Below are 19836 nucleotides of genomic sequence, written 5' to 3'. Positions count from 1 at the left end.
AAGCTTTGAGAGAATAATTCCCTCAAAACTAAACAAACAGAAAACAATCAACGTTTTATTAGTCCGTAAGGACTAACGATTCCTTAGAAAGGAGGTGATCCAGCCGCACCTTCCGATACGGCTACCTTGTTACGACTTCACCCCAATCATCTGTCCCACCTTAGGCGGCTGGCTCCTTACGGTTACCCCACCGACTTCGGGTGTTACAAACTCTCGTGGTGTGACGGGCGGTGTGTACAAGGCCCGGGAACGTATTCACCGCGGCATGCTGATCCGCGATTACTAGCGATTCCGGCTTCATGCAGGCGAGTTGCAGCCTGCAATCCGAACTGAGAATGGTTTTATGGGATTGGCTCAACCTCGCGGTTTTGCAGCCCTTTGTACCATCCATTGTAGCACGTGTGTAGCCCAGGTCATAAGGGGCATGATGATTTGACGTCATCCCCACCTTCCTCCGGTTTGTCACCGGCAGTCACCTTAGAGTGCCCAACTAAATGCTGGCAACTAAGATCAAGGGTTGCGCTCGTTGCGGGACTTAACCCAACATCTCACGACACGAGCTGACGACAACCATGCACCACCTGTCACTCTGTCCCCCGAAGGGGAAAGTCCTATCTCTAGGAGTGTCAGAGGATGTCAAGACCTGGTAAGGTTCTTCGCGTTGCTTCGAATTAAACCACATGCTCCACCGCTTGTGCGGGCCCCCGTCAATTCCTTTGAGTTTCAGCCTTGCGGCCGTACTCCCCAGGCGGAGTGCTTAATGCGTTAGCTGCAGCACTAAGGGGCGGAAACCCCCTAACACTTAGCACTCATCGTTTACGGCGTGGACTACCAGGGTATCTAATCCTGTTTGCTCCCCACGCTTTCGCGCCTCAGCGTCAGTTACAGACCAGAAAGCCGCCTTCGCCACTGGTGTTCCTCCACATCTCTACGCATTTCACCGCTACACGTGGAATTCCGCTTTCCTCTTCTGCACTCAAGTCCCCCAGTTTCCAATGACCCTCCACGGTTGAGCCGTGGGCTTTCACATCAGACTTAAAGGACCGCCTGCGCGCGCTTTACGCCCAATAATTCCGGACAACGCTTGCCACCTACGTATTACCGCGGCTGCTGGCACGTAGTTAGCCGTGGCTTTCTGGTCAGGTACCGTCAAGGTACCGGCAGTTACTCCGATACTTGTTCTTCCCTGACAACAGAGCTTTACGACCCGAAGGCCTTCTTCGCTCACGCGGCGTTGCTCCATCAGACTTTCGTCCATTGTGGAAGATTCCCTACTGCTGCCTCCCGTAGGAGTCTGGGCCGTGTCTCAGTCCCAGTGTGGCCGATCACCCTCTCAGGTCGGCTACGCATCGTCGCCTTGGTGAGCCGTTACCTCACCAACTAGCTAATGCGCCGCGGGCCCATCTGTAAGTGTCAGCGTAAACCGACTTTCAGCTTACCAACATGTGTTGATAAGAATTATCCGGTATTAGCACCGGTTTCCCGGTGTTATCCCAGTCTTACAGGCAGGTTGCCCACGTGTTACTCACCCGTCCGCCGCTAACCAACAGGAGCAAGCTCCTATTGATTCGCTCGACTTGCATGTATTAGGCACGCCGCCAGCGTTCGTCCTGAGCCAGGATCAAACTCTCCAAAAAAGATGAGTTGATTAGCTTATAAAAGTTACGTTGGCTTCATTCCGTTAGGAATGAATAATTTTATTGTTGACGTTTTTGTTTGTTTAGTTTTCAAAGAACTATTTTCGCAATCGCTCAAAAGCGACTTTCTTAATATATCATATGGTGCTTTTTAATGTCAACACCTTTTTTTGAAAACCGTCAGCTGCTGAAAGCTTTTTGAATGATGTTTCGCAGCGACGGTTATTAATATATCAAGTATTCACGAAAAGGTCAATAGCTTTTTTTGTTTTTTTACAATAGTTTTTCGCTGACACGATAACAGCGATGGAAAACCCCTTGGCCTTTAGTTTCGAGATTTACAATTTCTAATAAGTGTTTTTCAATCAAGTATTCAAGCAGTACAGACATATCTACGGAATATGGTCGCAATTCATCTTCACTCATGATTTCATGAAACATCCAATACTCCTTGTTACTTAATATACTTAGAAGGTGTGCTGTCCCGATCTTGGTTCTCGAGTGAATTAAAAATTCGCTGGCCAGGAATAAGAGCTCCAGCCGCTGCTCGAGAGTCTCCTCACTATTGACAAGTTCCTCATATAATTTATAGATTTCCGGTTCGATTTGCTTAACCTGCTGCCACACGGTCAGTTCAGGATGCAGGCCATTTTCGATGATGGCCAGTCTTGCCAAGTGATGCAGCGAATGGACAACATGATTATAGGCGTCTAGATACTGTTTATTTTCAAAAAGGGCTTTCCCGTCAACATAACGGCGAATCAGCTTGGCAAATTCCAGTCCCATTTTTATTTTTCGGCCATTGAATGGGAACTCCTGCAATTCTGTTTTTAAGTTAGCCACGTATTCATTCCGGTCAAAGATGATTTTCGAATTATGCAGCCATTCAAAGATTTTGCGGTTATTCCCTAATAACAGCCATTCTTGCAGCTTATCTACAGTAATCACATGCATTGCCGCTTTTTTATCATCATAAGAGTAAAGTTTTGTATATACCGGTTGCTCCGCTTCCTTAACAATCACTAATAAAATCACATCAAAAGAATCGGTTGTTTGACTCATTCTTTGTTTCTTTTCTACCAATAAAATCCCCAGGGTATTCGATTGGCTTGCCCGCTCTTGATAGATGGGCCGAAGAATGTCTTCCATTCGATTTACCTCCATTTTCTTCGTTAGCAATATATGTTCGACAGTAATAGGAAATATCCTGCTAAAATTTAAGACAAAATTCGACACCTTCTTTATTCCTTTTTTCTCTTCCGCTAAATTTGTGATATAGTTTGTCTAGGAGGGAGAGACTGTGGCTAGATATTCGAGTAAAATAAATAAAATCAGGTCCTTTGCCCTAGGGTTAATTTTTGCCGGGTTTATTGTTATGTACGGAGGCATTTATTTTCGTACCTCACCAGTTATTATGACCATTTTCATGCTCATCGGTCTGCTGTTTATTGTTGCCAGCACCGTCGTTTATTTTTGGATTGGGATGCTGTCAACGCGAACCGTTCAGGTCAAGTGCCCCAGCTGCGGGAAACCAACAAAAATTCTCGGCAGAGTCGATATTTGCATGCATTGTAATGAACCGTTAACCCTTGACCGTAATCTTGAGGGCAAGGAATTCAGTGAAGACTATAATAAGAAAACAAGCAAATGAGAAAAGGATGACTTAAGCTCAAAGCAAGCTTCGGTCATCCTTTTTTTAATAGTAATTAAAAAAGGCCGATTCCGTTAATCAGCCTTTGTGTCATTAATGAACTTCTTTACCGGAACATTCCGGACATGTGCCGTAGATTTCCATGCGGTGGTTGGCCACCTTAAATCCAGTCACGTGTGTTGCCAAGTGCTCCACTTCATCGAGACCTGGATAATGGAAGTCAACGATTTTTCCGCATTTCTCACAAATGACATGGTAGTGATGAGAGGTGACAAAATCAAAGCGGCTTGAGGCATCCCCATAGGTTAATTCCTTAACAAGACCCACTTCACGAAATACCCGTAAATTATTGTAAACTGTTGCCACACTCATATTTGGAAATTTCCCTTCTAGGGCTTTGTAAATTTCATCTGCGGTAGGATGTGACATCGAGTTTATTAAAAATTCAAGTATCGCATGACGTTGTGGAGTGATGCGTACTCCGGTATCCTTCAAGGTATCCAACGCTTCTTTTAATTGATTCATCGCCATGCACCTTCCTTCTAAAAAAGATTCTTACTTTATAATTGTTATAATTAGTTTACTAGGTATTTTGTACTTTTGTCAACTTTGTAATACCGCTATCAGCATGTTTTTACCATCATTTTAATCAAGTTCACCATTATTTTATGAAAATCAACTATGTAATGTTTGTTCATTTACCCTTAGTTGATGGTTCACATAACGCGCCGTTACAAACAACAAATCAGAAAGACGGTTTAAATAGGCCAATACAAGCGGGTTCACATCTTCACCAATGCCGACAGCACATCTTTCCGCCCGTCTTGCAATCGTCCGGGCAACATGAAACGCAGCACCAGCTGGATGCCCGCCTGGTAAAATGAAATTAGTTAAGGCTGGCAGCTCAGAGTCCCATTTGTCAATTTGCTTTTCCATTTCTTCGATATCCGCAGGTGTGAGCGACCACTTAACTTCCTTCCCTGTCGGCGTGGCCAATTCCGCCCCGACATGAAATAGGTTTGTTTGTATTTTATGATAAACTTTTTCAATTATTTCTTTTCCATGAAAATTTTCCTTGGTTAAATGACTGAGCGCAAGTCCGATCATCGAATTGGTTTCATCACAGGTACCGTACGCTTCCACCCGTAAATCATTTTTCGCTACTCTCTGTCCGTAAATGAGTGAAGTTGTTCCTTTATCTCCTGTTTTCGTATAAATTTTCATGTGCCGCTCCCCCTTGAAAAAATGATTAATTTTATCATATCATCTATATTGATTTTAAGTAAATTTTCATAAAAAAAAGGGCCGCTCGCGACCCTTAAAATTTTATCTGAGGAGGTATGCCCTAATAGAATGATATTCAAATCCAGCATTCTTGCATTGGACAAATGCCTTTTAATCACAAAATAGGCTACAAATTTTCACGAATAAATGCCAACGCTTCCTCCACATGGCCCTTAACTGCAACCTTACGCCATTCCTTGGCAATCTTCCCCTCTTTATCGACGACAAAGGTGGAACGTTCAATCCCCATATACTCTTTGCCAAAGTTTTTCTTTAGCTTCCAAACACCATACGCCTCAGCCACTTGGTGGTCGGTATCGGCCAGCAGCAGAAACGGCAGACTGTATTTCTCAACAAACTTTTGGTGACGCTCCACCGGGTCCGGGCTGATTCCGAGGATGACGGCATTCAGGTTGGCAAACTCCTGATACTGGTCTCTGAAATCACAAGCCTCGGTGGTGCAGCCTGGCGTCATATCTTTCGGGTAAAAGTAGATGACCACATTTTTTCCTTGCAGGTCAGATAACGTAACGGTTTCTCCCGTTTGGGCTTCCAATGTAAAACCTGGTGCTTTAGTCCCGATTTCAATTGTCATTTCATTCACTCCATTTTGAAAAATATTCCTGATTATAGGCTACCGATACTTTCCTGATAATGCAACTTTCCTGTCCTAATTTTCACGGTCAAACATGACTTTCGCGACAAACGCTGCTGGCAGGGTGTACCCAATCAGCGCTTCGATTGAGGCAATAAACCGGCCAATCCCATGTGGAGTGACATCCCCGTTGCCAACCGAAAATAGCATCATTGAGCTAAAATAAAAGCTCGTTTCAAAAAGATTGTAACGCCGTTCTTTACTCACTTCCGTTATAACTGACATCCCCACTAGCTCAAAAATTAAATAAATAAGCCCAAAACCGATGATAATCGTCAGATAGACTGTCGCCAAGTAGAAAAAATTATCGACCGACACTAATTTTCCTTTGAGTGTATTCGGGATAAACAACGTGCGGATACTCATAAAAATGCAAAATATCACGATTGGCAGCAAGAAAAAAATCACAGTGCAACCACCTCATAACTCGAATAACAGCTACTCTATGTCTATGCGGGCTTGGTTCATAAAATATCAAAAACCGGACAAGTCGTATGGTTTTTGATGTAGCGCTAATTCCCTGCGCCGCGATATTTTTTAACGCCCTGATTCCAGAGCAGAACGGATAACACAAAAAAGAGGATGCCGATTAGCGGTGTTAAAAACGAATACCAATACCACTCGTCTTTTTCAAGAAAAAACGCAGCAGGATAAACACCGGCAAAAGCAAACGGCAGGATCCATGTAAGCACAAACCGGATCAATTTGTTGTAAATGTTAACCGGATAGCGCCCGTAGTTACTGATGTTGTACATCATCGGCATTAGCGACGTTCTCGCATCCGCCCAAAAGCTGATGCAGGCCAGCATAATGAAAATACCGCCGTAAACGAGCGCCCCGCCAAGGACAAATACGATAAAGAGGAACGGTTCATACCACTCGATGGTCAGCCCCAGCCTGCTGCCGGCATAAAGCATCACTGCAATGCCGGTAATTCCTCCTAACAGCGATTCTAGTTCCAGCCGCTCGAGGATGATTTGAAACAGACTGTGAATCGGCCTGGTCAGGATCCGGTCGAGTTCCCCTTTAACAATATAACGTTCATTAAAATCCCAAATGTTAAAAAACGCCGAGAACACCGCGAACGGCACGAGGAAAAACCCGTAAATAAAAATGATTTCATCTCTGCTCCAGCCGCTCAATAAATCGGTGTGACCGAACACCACTAGAATAAAGATAAGATTGATGGCCTGCGACAGCAAATCTGAGAAAAATTCAACAAATAAATCCGTTCGATATTGCAGTCTTGTTTTAATATATTGTGACATGTATTGAAAAAACATCGATACGTAGAACACAGCTTACCCCCCTTGAATCACAAGCTGCTTTTTCGCAATGACCCATAGCCATTGAATGGGAATATAGAGAATAAGCACCCACAGAAATTGCTGGCCAAGTGCCGCAATCGCTTGCTGATGTGTAAAGCCTTCGGTGTAAATCATGCTTGGGATATAGCTGATACCCTGAAACGGCAGGAATTTCATGATTTCTTGTGCCCAGCCAGGGAAAAAGCTCATCGGCAAAATCAGTCCGGAAAACAGGTCAATAACCACCCGTTTGGCACGAATAAGCCCAGCATTATTATATAAGAAGAAAGTCGTAATTCCTGTTAACAAGTTCAGTTGCGTATTAATGAAAAAGCTTAATAGAATTGAGAGTGCAAACAGCCCCCAGACACCTAGGTCCCAAGTAAATTGAATCGGGAAAATGAAATAGACAATGATGAGTCCCGGAAGCGAGAAGAAGAACAGGCGAAAAATCCCTTCCCCAAGTGCCGCCATCGTTTTCATCACCATGTAGTTGTATGGCCTGATTAACTCGACTGCGACTTTTCCTTCTTGTATTTCCATTGCCATTTCCCGGTCAAGGTTATTGAAATAAAATGCCCGCGCCATCCACGAAATCGCCACATAGGTTGTTATTTGGGTAACGGATAATCCTTGAATATCCCCTTTTGCCCCGTAAATTGCTTTCCACAAAAAGTAATAAGCCCCTATGTTGATGCTGTAAATGAGAATGCCGGTATAATAATTCGTCCGATACGCCAGCATCATTAAGAAACGGATGCGAATCATCTCTAAATATTTATCCAACTTCCACCGCACCCTTTTCATAAATATTGCGGATAATTTCTTCCGTTGAGGTTTCGTTAATTTTGATGTCCTTTATTTTATAATTGGCCACAACCTTGGAAATCAGCATTGACACGAGTTCATCATGGTCTTCGACGTTTGCCGTAAAGATATGCTCTTTTTCATCAAGGGTCCATTTAACTGACATCCCCGATGTGAGGGTTTTGACTGCTTGGAGGTCGACCTTTTCAAGAAATTGAAATTGCAGCTCTTTGCCTTCTCCCATGTTTTCCTTCAAATTTTTGAGCGCCCCGTCATAGATGATTTTTCCCTCATCAAGCATGATGACGCGATCACACAATGCCTCAATATCAGAAAGGTCATGAGTGGTTAATAGAATCGTGGTGTTATATTTCTCGTTAATTTCCTTTAAAAATTCCCGGATTTTCAACTTCACGAGCACATCCAGGCCGATCGTCGGTTCGTCAAGGAACAAGAGCGGCGGGTTGTGAATCAGTGCTGCCGCGAGTTCGCAGCGCATCCGCTGGCCAAGCGATAGTTTTCTTACCGGTTTATCAAGAAGCGGCTCGATATCTAGTGTTTTAATCACATGGTTCATATGATCGTCATATTGCTCGTCAGTCACCTTATATACCTTTTTGAGCAGGCGGAACGATTCCTGAACGGCGATATCCCACCAAAGCTGCGAGCGCTGTCCGAAGACGACACCAATGGTTTGTACGAATTGTTCGCGCTGCTTGTGGGGGTTCATCCCGTTCACGGTGATTTTTCCCGATGTTGGTGTTAAAATCCCCGTCAGCATTTTGATCGTTGTTGACTTACCAGCACCATTCTCGCCAATGTATCCGACCATCTCGCCCTGGTTCACAGTGAAACTAATATCATTCACCGCCGGAACCACTTTATAATTTCTTGTAAAAAGATCCCTGAACGCCCCCGCTAAGCCGGACCTGCTTGAATAGGACTTGAACTCTTTTCGCAAGTTATCTACTTCTATTGCACGTTGTGTCATTTATTAGCCTCCTGTTGCTCTTGCTTACCCCAATGTTTTAGTTTAGCCAAATTGGGGTGGTAACACAACTTTGGCGCATTAGATGTCATTATCGGAATTATTGACGACACTTTTTCAAAACTTGCTAGCAAATCTGTCAGCTATACACATGATTGGCAACACTTTTTCTAAACTTGCTAGCGGAATCGTCGGCTATCACCACTATTGGTGACACTTTTTCCAATTTTGCTAGCAAAACTGTTAGCTATACACCCTATTGGCGTCACTTTTTCCAAATTTGCTAGCAGATCTGTCGGCTATCACCACTATTGGTGACACTTTTTCCAAATTTGCTAGCAGAACTGTCGGCTATACGCCCTATTGGTGACACTTTTTACAATTTTGCTAGCAAAACTGGTAGCTATACACCCTATTGGCGTCACTTTTTCCAAATTTGCTAGCAGATCTGTCGGCTATACATCCGATTGGCAACACTTTTTACAATTTTGCTAGCAAAAATGCTGCCAACGGTGCTCTTGAAGACAAAAATGGTAATTTTGCAGTTTATATTGTCTTCAATAATTTTGGTGAAAGACAGTTTCAGCCTGCCCACCCTGGTTTTTGTCTTTCAATCGCCTTATGAAAGACATTTGAATCTTGCCACCCACAATTTTGTCTTTCATCAGCCTTATGAAAGACATTTCCTGCCTCTTTCCCCACGTTTTTATCCTTCTTTCCTCCTCATGAAAGACAATTCTTCCCCACTCAACACAAAAAATGTCCTACATTCACCCCTCCCCCAAATAGTCGAAACATTAATACAACGAAATCGTGATAGAATAGGAAAGTGAAACCATAAGGAGGTAATAATTGTGCATTTTACCAATTCAGAACGATTACATAATGAAGCGCTACAGCATATTGTCGGCGGCGTCAATAGCCCGTCCCGTTCCTACAAAGCCGTGGGCGGCGGTGCTCCAGTTGTGATGGAGCGGGGCCAAGGCGCTTATTTCTGGGATGTCGACGGCAACCAATACATCGACTATCTCGCGGCGTACGGTCCGATCATCACTGGCCATGCACACCCACACATAACCGAAGCCATCAAGCGAGCAGCGGAAACCGGTGTCCTTTACGGAACGCCAACACCGCATGAAGTGAAATTTGCCAAAATGCTGAAGGAAGCCATCCCTTCGCTGGATAAAGTCCGATTTGTGAACTCCGGTACAGAAGCCGTCATGACAACTATCCGCGTAGCCCGCGCCTATACCGGACGCAACAAAATCATCAAGTTTGCCGGCTGTTATCACGGACACTCTGACCTAGTACTTGTTGCCGCAGGGTCTGGTCCATCAACACTAGGCACACCAGATTCCGCCGGGGTACCAAAATCAATTGCTCAAGAAGTGATTACGGTCCCATTCAACGACATTGAGCCATTCAAACAAGCTTTAGAAAAATGGGGCGACCAAATCGCCGCCGTTCTTGTCGAGCCAATCGTCGGCAACTTTGGAATTGTAAAACCTAAACCAGGCTTCTTGCAACAAGTCAACGACTTGACCCACGAAGCCGGTGCACTGGTTATTTACGACGAAGTCATTACTGCATTTCGCTTCATGTACGGAGGTGCCCAAGACCTGCTCGGCATCCAACCTGACTTAACCGCACTTGGAAAAATTATTGGGGGCGGATTGCCAATCGGTGCTTACGGCGGCCGTAAAGAAATCATGGAAACAGTGGCTCCGCTCGGACCAGCCTACCAGGCCGGAACGATGGCTGGAAACCCTGCTTCCATGCTTGCGGGAATCGCTTGTTTGGAAGTATTAAAGCAGCCTGGCGTGTACGACTACCTTGACCGCTTGGGTGGGATGCTTGAAGAAGGCATATTGGCCGCAGCAAAGGAATTCAATATCCAAATCACCATCAACCGCTTAAAGGGTGCGTTCACGGTATATTTTACAAATGAAAAAATTGAAAACTATGAGCAAGCCGAAAACACCGATGGAGAAATGTTCGGGAAATTCTTCAAACTAATGCTGCACCAAGGAATTAACCTTGCTCCATCGAAATACGAAGCATGGTTCCTCACCATTGCCCATACAGAAGAAGACGTGGAAGCGACTCTTCATGCAGTGAGAAATGCATTTTCATCACTAAAACAGGAATAAATATGCAAAATTTATGCACAAAAGAGAGCTATTTCAGCTCTCTTTTTCTTTAGTGGAAATATTTGAAAACGTTTACACCAATAGCTTTTCATCTCTTTTTTAGATTAAATCAATGCTAAATCCGTATCCAAAACACTGAATATTTATTTGGATTCTGAAAATTCTTATGATAATATTAGATTATTATTCTGCATTTTTCCCTTTATCAAGTTGCCCCATTAAAGTATGTAAGTATTTCTATCATAAACAGTTTCATAGGAGGTGAAGCGGCTTACTTTAGGACCACTGAAGAAGCCCGAAATATGACACAAAGATGGACCCCTTCCCTATTTAAAGATTTCCACAAACAAGAACATGATGCGTGCGGAATCGTAGCTAGCCTTGAAAAAAGCAAAATTCCAACTAGGAAAAATATCTTTAATTGTATTAACGCCCTGGTGACCATGAACCACCGTGCAGGTTTTATCAACGGTGAGGGGGACGGCGTTGGAATTCATGTCGATATCCCAACCAAGCTTTGGAAGGAAAAACTCCTTCTAGCCGACCTTGATCCATCCCTTGTGGAAAAAGAAGAATTCGCCGTCGGGCATGTGTTTATCAGCAAAAAAGTAAACTGGGAATCTACGAAACAAGAATTAATCAGCAAACTAACGGAACATGGCCTACAACTAGTTTTTGAAAGCGACAAAGTAACCGACTCCTCTGCCTTAGGGCCGATTGCGATCCAGGAGAACCCTGTTTTTTGGCAATTTGCCTGCCTTTCTGATAGGAAAGGCCAGGAATTGAACAAGGTTCTTTTTGATACATTAGTAGATTTCGAGAAGAATGACGATGTCCATGTCGCTTCCCTAAGCCAAAATCATGCGGTGTACAAAGTAATGGGTGCCGGTGATATTTTGCCGCGCTACTATCATGATCTTGCCAGCCCGCTTGTCGCTTCAACGATGACCCTGGGCCACAACCGCTATTCTACTAATACGCTGTCTAGCTTTTTCCGGGTTCAGCCATTTAGCGTTCTAGGCCACAACGGTGAAATTAATACGATAGCTAAACTGCGCGATGAAGCGAAGATGATTGGTGTACCGCTCGTCAAGGATGGCAGTGATTCACAAGACTTAAGCCGGACAATGGAAACCCTGATTTGCCGCGATGGCTATTCATTATTCGAAGCGATGGACCTTCTGTTCCCGCCAATCATTAATGAAATCAAAGCTTATCCGGAGCATTTGCAAGATTTATATACTTATTTGCGTGAAGCGTGGGGCCACTTTGCCCAAGGGCCCGCAGGAATCATCTCCCGCTACGGAGATGAAGCGGTATTTAGCGTCGACGCTTTGGGATTGCGACCGCTTTGGATGCTCGAAACCGAAGCCTCCTACCTGTTCTCCTCTGAGCCAGGAATTATTCCATCAGGTGAGTACGTGAATGAACCGAAGCCGCTCTCCCCTGGTGAGAAGGTTGGCTTCAAGTGGAACGGGTCAGTATTGGCCGTTTTTGAACATAGCGACTATCAACATGAAGTGTATAATCGCTTCTCTACAAGGCTGCAGCTAAACGATGCAAGACATCGTTTGCAGCCGCCAGTGTTATCAAAAACAATAACGATGAGTTATCCGGATAAACTTCATAACGGTCAGTATAAAGCATTTGGCTGGGAACGTGACCATATCCAATTGGTTGAACAAATGGCAGAAAAAGGTGTGGAGCCGATCCGTTCACTTGGCCATGATGCCCCGCTAGCGGCCCTTAACCCTGAGCGCGTCAATATTGCCGATTATATCAAGGAAAGCGTTGCGGTTGTAACCAATCCGGCGATTGACCGCGACCGGGAAACGGAGCATTTCTCCACTCGCGTCATCATTGGTAAACGTCCGGTTTTAAATGCAGCCCAGGAATCAGGAACGGTGATGGAACTGACAACGCCTATCCTCTTGGAAGGAAAAGCCGGCTTTAGTTGTTCGGAAGCTTTGGGACAGCCAAGCTTTGATCAAGTTGTCCAGCATTTCCAGGAACAGAAATTGGCTGCTTATATTTCAACTACTTTTTCTAAAAATGAAAATCTAGAAGAGGCACTTGTCAGACTTGCGGATGAGGCTGTTAGATCAGTTCAGTCAGGTAAAACACTGCTGATCCTTGATGATGCGAAAGCCCATCAAGAGGATTATTACTGGATCGACCCGCATCTTGTCACATCGGCAATAGACCAGGCCTTAGTGAAGGCAGAGCTTCGCCGTGATTGCTCGTTGGTATTGCGTTCAGCATCGATTCGCTCCTTGCATGATATGATTACGGTGTTTGGCTTGGGTGCCGATTTAATCAGCCCATATTATATGTTCCTAACAGTTCTTGGCGACACAACCACGCCGCTGATGAACTTGCACAGCGCTTTGACCAAAGGTCTTGAAAAAGTCATTTCTACAATCGGCATTCATGAACTGCGCGGCTATGGACGCCTGTTCTCAAGCATTGGCTTGCATCAAGAAGTCGCCGGTGTATTAAATATTGTGAACTTCTTTGGCTCAACTGAACTTGAGACCAATTTTGAAAGTATGAAGCTTGATGCCTTCAAGCGGGCCGAGGATTACCAAAATGAGAAAGAACGTGTCGGAAAAACCTTCCACCTGTTCCCAAGGATTTGGAAAGCAATCGGCGATGTGGCAGCAACAGGAGATTACAGCGGTTATCGCGAAAAAATTTCTGAGCAGGAATCAGAGAACCCAACTACGATCAGACATTTAGTCGGGTTAAAGAAAGTGCAAACTTCTGTGTCACCTGGAGAAGTCGATATTTCTGTCGGTGACCATGATCTGCCGTTCTTGATTTCTTCAATGTCCTTCGGGTCGCAGAATGAAATTGCCTTCAGAGCTTATGCCGAAGGTGCTGACCGCTTGAACATGGTGAGCCTGAACGGTGAAGGCGGCGAAATTAAGGATATGCTCGGAAAGTATCCGAGAACGCGTGGACAGCAAATTGCTTCAGGAAGATTTGGTGTCAACGCCGAGCTGTTGAACTCTTCGAATCTATTGGAAATTAAAATTGGCCAGGGCGCGAAGCCTGGTGAAGGCGGTCACTTGCCAGGGTCCAAGGTTACGGCCAAAGTAGCGGCGGCCCGTAATGCAACACTTGGTTCTGACTTGATTTCACCATCAAATAACCATGATATATATTCGATTGAAGATTTGGCGCAAATGATTCAGGAATTAAAAACCGCCAATGACCAGGCGAAGATTGCCGTTAAGGTTCCGGTTGTGCCTAATATCGGAACAATTGCCGTTGGAATTGCCAAGGCAGGTGCCGATATCATCACCTTAAGCGGATTTGACGGTGGTACTGGTGCCGCAAGAATTCACGCCCTGCAGCATGTCGGTCTCCCAGTTGAAATCGGGGTAAAAGCGGCTCATAATGCGTTATTGGAAAGCGGCCTGCGCCACAAGGTCGAGCTTTGGGCAGACGGCGGCATGAAGAGTGCAATGGATGTTGTCAAAATCATGCTCCTCGGCGCTAACCGGGTTGGCTTTGGTACACTTGCGATGCTGTCTATCGGCTGTACGACATGCCGCGGCTGTCACTTGGATACTTGCCACGTCGGAATAGCTACACAAATTGAATCAGAGGTACAGGCAAAAGAACACGGATTGCGCCGTTTCGTTCCTCGTCAATTAGATTTGGCCGTTCAAGGAATCATGAATCTATTCACTGCTTTCGGCAACGAAGTAAAAGCATTAGCTGCTTCCCTTGGTATCCGCAACCTGCAGGAGGCTGTCGGTCATTCGGAGCTGTTAGAACAAGTAAAAGGCGAGAACCAGCTTAATCTCTCCTACTTGCTGAAGCCGCTCGAAATTGGTCAGTTCGCCAGAATTGAAGCTTCTAAAGCGGCAGCTGAAGCACAATTGCAGGTTGCTGCCGGTGCAGAGTATCTTGATGGCAGCGTGGATCAGCTCCACGCTTCAAGAGAATTTGTCAGTGTCACTTCTGAACAGCGCGTATTGGGAAGCCGGGTTTCCTGCCACCGCGTTCGCGGCAGACTCGATGGCTCCTACAAGCAGCTGCCTAAGGTTCAGCTGAAGTACAAGGATGGATCGATTCCAGGAAATGGACTTGGGGCTTACAACAGTGAAGGCATTGAAATTACTGTAAACGGCGGCGGCCAAGATGGTGTCGGTAAAACTTCCTTCGGCGGAAACATTCAGGTGTTGAAGTCCAAAGGGCAAAACGGCCAATATTTAAATGGCTCTGTCGGTAAAGGCTTTGGCTATGGAGCACAAAAGGGTCTGTTGGTGGCCCAGGGCAACGCTGATGCCCGTGCCGGAATCCGGCTTTCAGGTGCCGATTTAATCATCGGCGGGCAGGTGAAAAAGCACCTTCCAGAAAAAGAAGCCGGCAATATCGGTGCCAATGCCAATATTAAAGGGTTTGCCTTTGAATATATGACCAACGGCCGCGGCCTCGTACTCGGCGACCCAGGTCCATGGATTTGCGCCGGAATGACCGGAGGCGTCGTCTACATTCGTCACCAGCCGGAAATGGGTCTGACGAAGGATGCCATTAAGCGCCGGATTGCCAAAGGCGCGAAGGTGTCCGTGCTTGATTTAAACGAAAACGGAAAGCAAGATATTACTGAGCTTTTAACCAAATATACAGATTTACTAGAGCAGAATGGTCAGTCTGATGAAGCAAACCAGCTTCGCAAGCTATTAGACTCCCCTGAGCAGCACTTTGTTCAGATTAGTCCGGTTAAAGAACAAGCTGATCCATCTGTATCTACTGAGTAAAATCCAGGAAAGCATCCGCTGCATGTGTTGTGGCGGATGCTTTTTTGCGTTTCGCGGATATATTTTGATTTTCGCGGATAAAATGATTTTTTCGCGGATATATCGAATTTTTCGCAGATATATTTAGATTTTAGCGGATATCCCCCATTTTTCCGCGGATAAAATTTCTGTTAAGCATTTTTTAATAAAAATGTCATATAATTTTGCTTGCCAACTGAAATAAATCCCTGTATGATACAATATTGTTTACTATTGAGCATGCTAAACTTAAGATTATTATTTGGAAAGGAATACTTTTACTAATGAAGTTAGGTGCCCGCATATTTAAAACGGGAATTGCAATTGTATTAGCACTTTATTTAGCCCAGCTGCTGCACTCCCCTTCTCCGGTCTTTGCAGCCATCGCCGCCATCTTTGCCCTCCAGCCAACGATTTATCGCTCCTATTTGACGATAATCGAACAAGTGCAGGGGAATCTGATTGGCGCGATCATGGCCGTTATTTTTGTATTATTGTTGGGAAATCATTTTATCGTCATTGGCCTTGCTGCCATTATCCTGATTACTGTTAACCTCAAACTCAAACTCGGCAACACCATCGGGCTCGCCCTTGTGACGCTGATTTCGATTATGGAAGCGCCAGGCGGCAACTTTTTGACCTTTGCCACTATCCGCTTCTCCACCATCATGATTGGGGTATTTTCAGCGTTTATCGTCAATCTCGTGTTCATGCCGCCGAAATATGAAAATAAGCTTTATCATAAAATCGTCGATACCACCGGGGAAATCATCAAATGGATCCGCTTAAGCACCCGGCAGGATTTTGATCATCAGCTTCTGAAAACCGACATCGGTAAATTAAAAGACGATATTAAAGAAATGGAGCAGTATTACTCCTTGTACAAGGAAGAACGGGATTATTTCAAAAGAAACCACTTAGTGAAGTCCCGGAAGCTTGTCGTATACCGGCAGATGACGATAACCGCTAGAAAAGGACTGGATACGTTAAAAAGGCTCCATCGCTTTGAAAATGAAGTGCTAGGGCTGCCAGAGGAATTTCGGTCTGCACTGCAGGAGCAAGTAGATAATCTCCTTTATTTTCACGAACAGCTGATGCTGCGTTTTATCGGGAAAATCCCAACCCCGCCTTCAAGCCATGAGGAAAAGGTAGCCATCAATAAAGAAGAGCTGTTCCACTTCTTTTTACAGCATCAAAAGGAAATGGCCGAAGAGAATAATCCGCATCTTTACCATACCATGCAAATTGTCGCCTCGATCATTGATTACAGTGAGCAAGTCGAGCATCTAGACGTGCTGATTACCAGCTTTCATTATTACCATAACAATGAAATTTCCATTGAAGAACAAGACCATTAAAAAACCCGAAGCAGTCAGCTTCGGGTTTTTATTTGTGGAGCTTATCGATTTATTTGTGACTTTCGTGTCTTTTATGGCGATTTTACAGGTATTATTTGCGAGTCGTACCCTTTTATTTGCGCGTCGCTGAAACTCGGTGCTAAACTGTCGCTTCTTCACTTTTCTTTTCGATTTGCTGCACCTGAAATAATTTATAATAATGCCCCTGTTTAGCCATTAGCTCATCATGCGTTCCAATTTCAACGATTTGGCCGTGCTCAATTAACACAATTCGGTCAGCATGGGTAATCGTTGAAAGCCGGTGCGCAACAATGAAGGTGGTCCTGTCCTTCGCCAATTCATCGAGCGCTTCCTGAATGTAATGCTCACTCTCTAAATCAAGCGCCGAAGTGGCTTCATCCAAAATCAAAATCGGTGGATTTTTCAAAAATACCCGGGCAATTGCGATTCGCTGCTTTTGACCGCCAGATAGCTTCACGCCCCGCTCACCGACCTTCGTATCGTAGCCTTGTGCAAGATGAAGAATAAACTCGTCAGCATTCGCAGCCTTGGCGGCCCGGAACACCTCTTCCTCCGTCGCCCCCGGTTTCCCCAGCAGTATATTTTCCTTCACGGATTCGCTAAATAAAATATTATCCTGGAACACGACACCAATTTTATCCCTTAATGATTGAACTTTAAATTCGCGAATATCGCGGCCATCAAGCAGAATCCGACCTTCCGTAACATCGTAAAACCTAGGAATCAAACTGACCAGCGTCGATTTTCCGCCGCCACTCATCCCAACGAGCGCGATCGTCTCGCCTTTTTTTACATCCAAGGAAATGTTTTTTAGCACCAGTTCATGGCCTTCATCATAGGTAAAGGAAACATCCTCAAAGGAAATGTTCCCCCTCACGCCCTCGCACTCGACCGCATCCGCAGCATCAACGACATCATATTTTTCATCCAAAAATTCAAACACCCGGTCCATCGAGGCGAACGATTGGGTAATCGTTGTCGAGGAGTTGACCAAGCGGCGCAACGGGCTGTAGAGCTTATCGATATAGGCGAAAAAGGCGACCATCGTTCCTAGCGAAAGCTGCCCTTGAATCACGAGATAGGCAGAATACCCAATCACAAGCAGCGGTGCAATATCGGTAATCGTATTCACGACCGAGAACGACTTGGCGTTCCAGCTTGTATGCTTCAACGCCTTATCCAAGAAATTTTTATTCTGTTTATCAAATTGGGTTTGCTCGTATTCCTCGATGGCAAAGCTCTTGATGACCGGCATCCCCTGGACCCGTTCATGGAGATAGCTTTGCACCTCGGCAAGCGCCTGAGAGCGATTTCTAGTCAGCATACGCAGGTTTCCAAAGAAGTACCTTATGGAAAAGGCATACAGCGGGAACAGCAAAATCGAAACGGCTGTCAGTTTTACATTCATAGAAAACATAAGAATAATGGCAATAACAATAGTGGCGATATCGAGCCAAAGGTTCATTAACCCAGTCATGACAAACGTTTTTGTCTGCTCCACATCATTGATCACCCGTGAAATGATTTCACCGGCCCGGGTGTTGGCGTAATATTTAAAGCTTAATTTTTGAATATGCTTATACATCTTGTTGCGGATATCGTACAGAATTTTGTTCGAAGTCCACTGTGCAAAATACTGGCGGTAATACTCAATCGGCGGCCGGAGTATCACAAAAATGACAATCATAATGCCCATAATCATCAACAGCTTGTCAATTTTCTCATCCGCTACTAATTTCGGATTCCCGACAATATCATCCACCACGTATTTTATTAAAATTGGTATAATCAGCGGGATGGAAAATTTAATAATGCCAATGAAGATCGTAGCGATAATTTGCCAGCGATACGGTTTGACAAATTGCAGATAACGCCTGATGCTATCCAAACCGATCCCCCCTTAATTTTTTCAAAAATAAACACCTGTTGACCTTCATCAACAGGCGCTTGAACCAACACATACCAACTAACGTCTGTATGTTAAATACCGTTCATACCAGATATCGATAAAATCTGGGGCAAATGGGCCGCTGCGCTGGCGAATCCACTGAATCAGCTTATCGACATTCCGCTTTAGAATTTGGTCAATCACATCCGGATAATTCATTTCGCGGCGATGACGTTCATACTCATCTTCGTCCAGCAAATTAAAGGTCATATCAGGATACACTTTAATATCTAAATCGTAATCAATATACTTAAGTGCTTCACCATCAAAAATAAACGGCGAACTGATATTACAATAGTAATAAATCCCGTCCTCACGAATCATGCCAATGACATTGAACCAATATTGCGAATGGAAGTAGCAAATGGCCGGTTCTCTGGTAATCCACGTTCTTCCATCTGATTCGGTTACAAGTGTTCGATCATTTCCACCAATAACTAAATTTTGTGACCCTTTTAAAACGGTTGTTTCTTCCCAGACGCGATGGATGTGCCCATTGTGTTTGTAGCTATGTATTTGTACTGGTTCACCTTCGATGGGTACGCCCATTTTCTCCCCTACCTTCACTTGAACGCTTTGCACCTAATCCGAACATAAAATAAATAAACGACAAAAGGCAACAAAGAAAATTCCTTTTTTTTATTATTATAACGGTTGAGGCCTAAATTTAAAACAAAAGAGCCATATTTCCCTTGGCTCTTTGAAAAAAATTGCGTATTTTTTGTTAAAGTGAAGGTGATAGATTCATTTCCCGGTAGGAATTGATGACTTCTTCTGTTTGTTTTTCAAAAATTAACTGTATCTCTTTTAACTCTTTCTTCATCATTTGTATATCCGCTTGGATCGTTTCCAGATCCGTTTCGCTTTGTAATTCTTGCAATTCCGCTTGGATTTGTTGACAACGCTCAAGCTCCGCCTGCAAAAACAGCAGTTTTTCCATTGTTACCATTTGTTCGGAAACTAATCGATTAAATTGATTCATGTTCCTCACCGCCTTCATTTTTGGCTAATAGTAAATGATAAAATTTTTACCAAATTTTATCATTTACTAACGCATAATTCCAACTACGCCTCTGTCTTCGTCCTAACGGACTCGCCAATCGGCGAGTTTCCATTGATACCTAATATGTATTCTCGAAAAAATTATGATTATCCTTTGTTGAAAAAATAGAAGTTTTGTCGAGTCGTTTGGCACACAAAAAGGAGGCACTACATTCCGAAAATGAGCGCCTCCTAAGGT

The 19836-nt window shown here is 44.4% G+C and carries 15 protein-coding genes and 1 rRNA gene; 4 read left to right on the top strand and 12 right to left on the bottom strand.

Features of this window, described 5'->3' with window-relative positions; genetic code table 11:
* Positions 1–87: 87 nt before the first annotated feature.
* Positions 88–1637 (bottom strand): 16S ribosomal RNA (locus tag ACZ43M_RS07390).
* A 273-nt stretch (positions 1638–1910) separates the two neighbouring features.
* Positions 1911–2786 carry a nucleotidyltransferase-like protein gene (locus tag ACZ43M_RS07385; RefSeq protein ID WP_464506768.1) on the bottom strand — a complete coding sequence of 292 codons (876 nt, stop codon included), beginning with the start codon at positions 2784–2786 and terminating at the stop codon, positions 1911–1913.
* A 151-nt stretch (positions 2787–2937) separates the two neighbouring features.
* On the opposite strand from ACZ43M_RS07385, the gene ACZ43M_RS07380 reads away from it, so the two are divergent.
* Positions 2938–3288, top strand: coding sequence for a YgzB family protein (locus ACZ43M_RS07380; protein ID WP_464506767.1), 351 nt, complete (start codon positions 2938–2940; stop codon positions 3286–3288).
* A 93-nt stretch (positions 3289–3381) separates the two neighbouring features.
* Here the strand turns inward: ACZ43M_RS07380 and perR are convergent, their stop codons facing one another.
* From perR to ACZ43M_RS07345, 7 genes are all read right to left on the bottom strand, one after another.
* A complete protein-coding gene (gene perR / locus ACZ43M_RS07375; protein ID WP_464506766.1) occupies positions 3382–3819 on the bottom strand; it encodes a peroxide-responsive transcriptional repressor PerR in 438 nt (145 codons plus the stop codon).
* A gap of 144 nt (positions 3820–3963) precedes the next feature.
* Complete coding sequence (locus ACZ43M_RS07370; RefSeq protein ID WP_464506765.1) at positions 3964–4512, bottom strand: cob(I)yrinic acid a,c-diamide adenosyltransferase; 549 nt, start codon at positions 4510–4512, stop codon at positions 3964–3966.
* A 187-nt stretch (positions 4513–4699) separates the two neighbouring features.
* On the bottom strand, positions 4700–5167 hold the full coding sequence (bcp, locus tag ACZ43M_RS07365) for a thioredoxin-dependent thiol peroxidase (RefSeq protein ID WP_464506764.1): 468 nt from the start codon (positions 5165–5167) through the stop codon (positions 4700–4702).
* Between the two features lie 75 nt (positions 5168–5242).
* Entirely contained in the window at positions 5243–5635 is a 393-nt protein-coding gene (locus ACZ43M_RS07360; RefSeq protein ID WP_464506762.1) for an ion channel, read from the bottom strand.
* Positions 5636–5739: 104 nt separating this feature from the next.
* The gene (locus ACZ43M_RS07355; protein WP_464506761.1) at positions 5740–6525 is read right to left on the bottom strand and encodes an ABC transporter permease; all 786 of its coding nucleotides are present in this window, start codon (positions 6523–6525) and stop codon (positions 5740–5742) included.
* A 3-nt stretch (positions 6526–6528) separates the two neighbouring features.
* Positions 6529–7320 (bottom strand): ABC transporter permease, encoded by a 792-nt coding sequence (locus ACZ43M_RS07350; protein ID WP_464506760.1) that lies wholly within the window; start codon positions 7318–7320, stop codon positions 6529–6531.
* A complete protein-coding gene (locus ACZ43M_RS07345; protein WP_464506759.1) occupies positions 7313–8332 on the bottom strand; it encodes an ABC transporter ATP-binding protein in 1020 nt (339 codons plus the stop codon). The genes ACZ43M_RS07350 and ACZ43M_RS07345 overlap by 8 nt, the downstream gene beginning before the upstream one ends.
* 851 nt (positions 8333–9183) lie before the next feature.
* Between ACZ43M_RS07345 and ACZ43M_RS07340 the strand changes: the two genes are divergently transcribed.
* The 3 genes from ACZ43M_RS07340 (at position 9184) to ACZ43M_RS07330 (ending at position 16627) form a co-directional block, all read left to right on the top strand.
* Positions 9184–10479 (top strand): glutamate-1-semialdehyde 2,1-aminomutase, encoded by a 1296-nt coding sequence (locus tag ACZ43M_RS07340; protein ID WP_464506758.1) that lies wholly within the window; start codon positions 9184–9186, stop codon positions 10477–10479.
* A gap of 302 nt (positions 10480–10781) precedes the next feature.
* Positions 10782–15251 (top strand): glutamate synthase-related protein, encoded by a 4470-nt coding sequence (locus ACZ43M_RS07335; RefSeq protein WP_464506757.1) that lies wholly within the window; start codon positions 10782–10784, stop codon positions 15249–15251.
* Positions 15252–15553: 302 nt separating this feature from the next.
* A complete protein-coding gene (locus ACZ43M_RS07330) occupies positions 15554–16627 on the top strand; it encodes an FUSC family protein (RefSeq protein ID WP_464506756.1) in 1074 nt (357 codons plus the stop codon).
* A gap of 139 nt (positions 16628–16766) precedes the next feature.
* Here the strand turns inward: ACZ43M_RS07330 and ACZ43M_RS07325 are convergent, their stop codons facing one another.
* The 3 genes from ACZ43M_RS07325 to ACZ43M_RS07315 all read right to left on the bottom strand — a co-directional run bounded on the left by ACZ43M_RS07325 (position 16767) and on the right by ACZ43M_RS07315 (position 19578).
* On the bottom strand, positions 16767–18536 hold the full coding sequence (locus tag ACZ43M_RS07325) for an ABC transporter ATP-binding protein (protein ID WP_464506755.1): 1770 nt from the start codon (positions 18534–18536) through the stop codon (positions 16767–16769).
* A 78-nt stretch (positions 18537–18614) separates the two neighbouring features.
* Entirely contained in the window at positions 18615–19145 is a 531-nt protein-coding gene (ntdP, locus tag ACZ43M_RS07320) for a nucleoside tri-diphosphate phosphatase (RefSeq protein ID WP_464506754.1), read from the bottom strand.
* Between the two features lie 175 nt (positions 19146–19320).
* On the bottom strand, positions 19321–19578 hold the full coding sequence (locus ACZ43M_RS07315) for a YgaB family protein (RefSeq protein ID WP_464506753.1): 258 nt from the start codon (positions 19576–19578) through the stop codon (positions 19321–19323).
* Positions 19579–19836: the final 258 nt, after the last annotated feature.

The sequence above is a fragment of the Neobacillus sp. B24 genome, assembly GCF_055381825.1.
The sequence above is the reverse complement of the archived record's forward strand: the minus strand, read 5'-3'. Positions and strand labels throughout refer to the sequence as shown.

Coding starts and splice junctions, on each gene's coding strand:
- ACZ43M_RS07385 (WP_464506768.1), bottom strand. CDS start 2,786: ATGGAAGACATTCTTCGGCCCATCTATCAAGAGCGGGCAAGCCAATCG.
- perR (WP_464506766.1), bottom strand. CDS start 3,819: ATGGCGATGAATCAATTAAAAGAAGCGTTGGATACCTTGAAGGATACC.
- ACZ43M_RS07370 (WP_464506765.1), bottom strand. CDS start 4,512: ATGAAAATTTATACGAAAACAGGAGATAAAGGAACAACTTCACTCATT.
- bcp (WP_464506764.1), bottom strand. CDS start 5,167: ATGACAATTGAAATCGGGACTAAAGCACCAGGTTTTACATTGGAAGCC.
- ACZ43M_RS07345 (WP_464506759.1), bottom strand. CDS start 8,332: ATGACACAACGTGCAATAGAAGTAGATAACTTGCGAAAAGAGTTCAAG.
- ACZ43M_RS07335 (WP_464506757.1), top strand. CDS start 10,782: ATGACACAAAGATGGACCCCTTCCCTATTTAAAGATTTCCACAAACAA.
- ACZ43M_RS07330 (WP_464506756.1), top strand. CDS start 15,554: ATGAAGTTAGGTGCCCGCATATTTAAAACGGGAATTGCAATTGTATTA.
- ntdP (WP_464506754.1), bottom strand. CDS start 19,145: ATGGGCGTACCCATCGAAGGTGAACCAGTACAAATACATAGCTACAAA.
- ACZ43M_RS07315 (WP_464506753.1), bottom strand. CDS start 19,578: ATGAATCAATTTAATCGATTAGTTTCCGAACAAATGGTAACAATGGAA.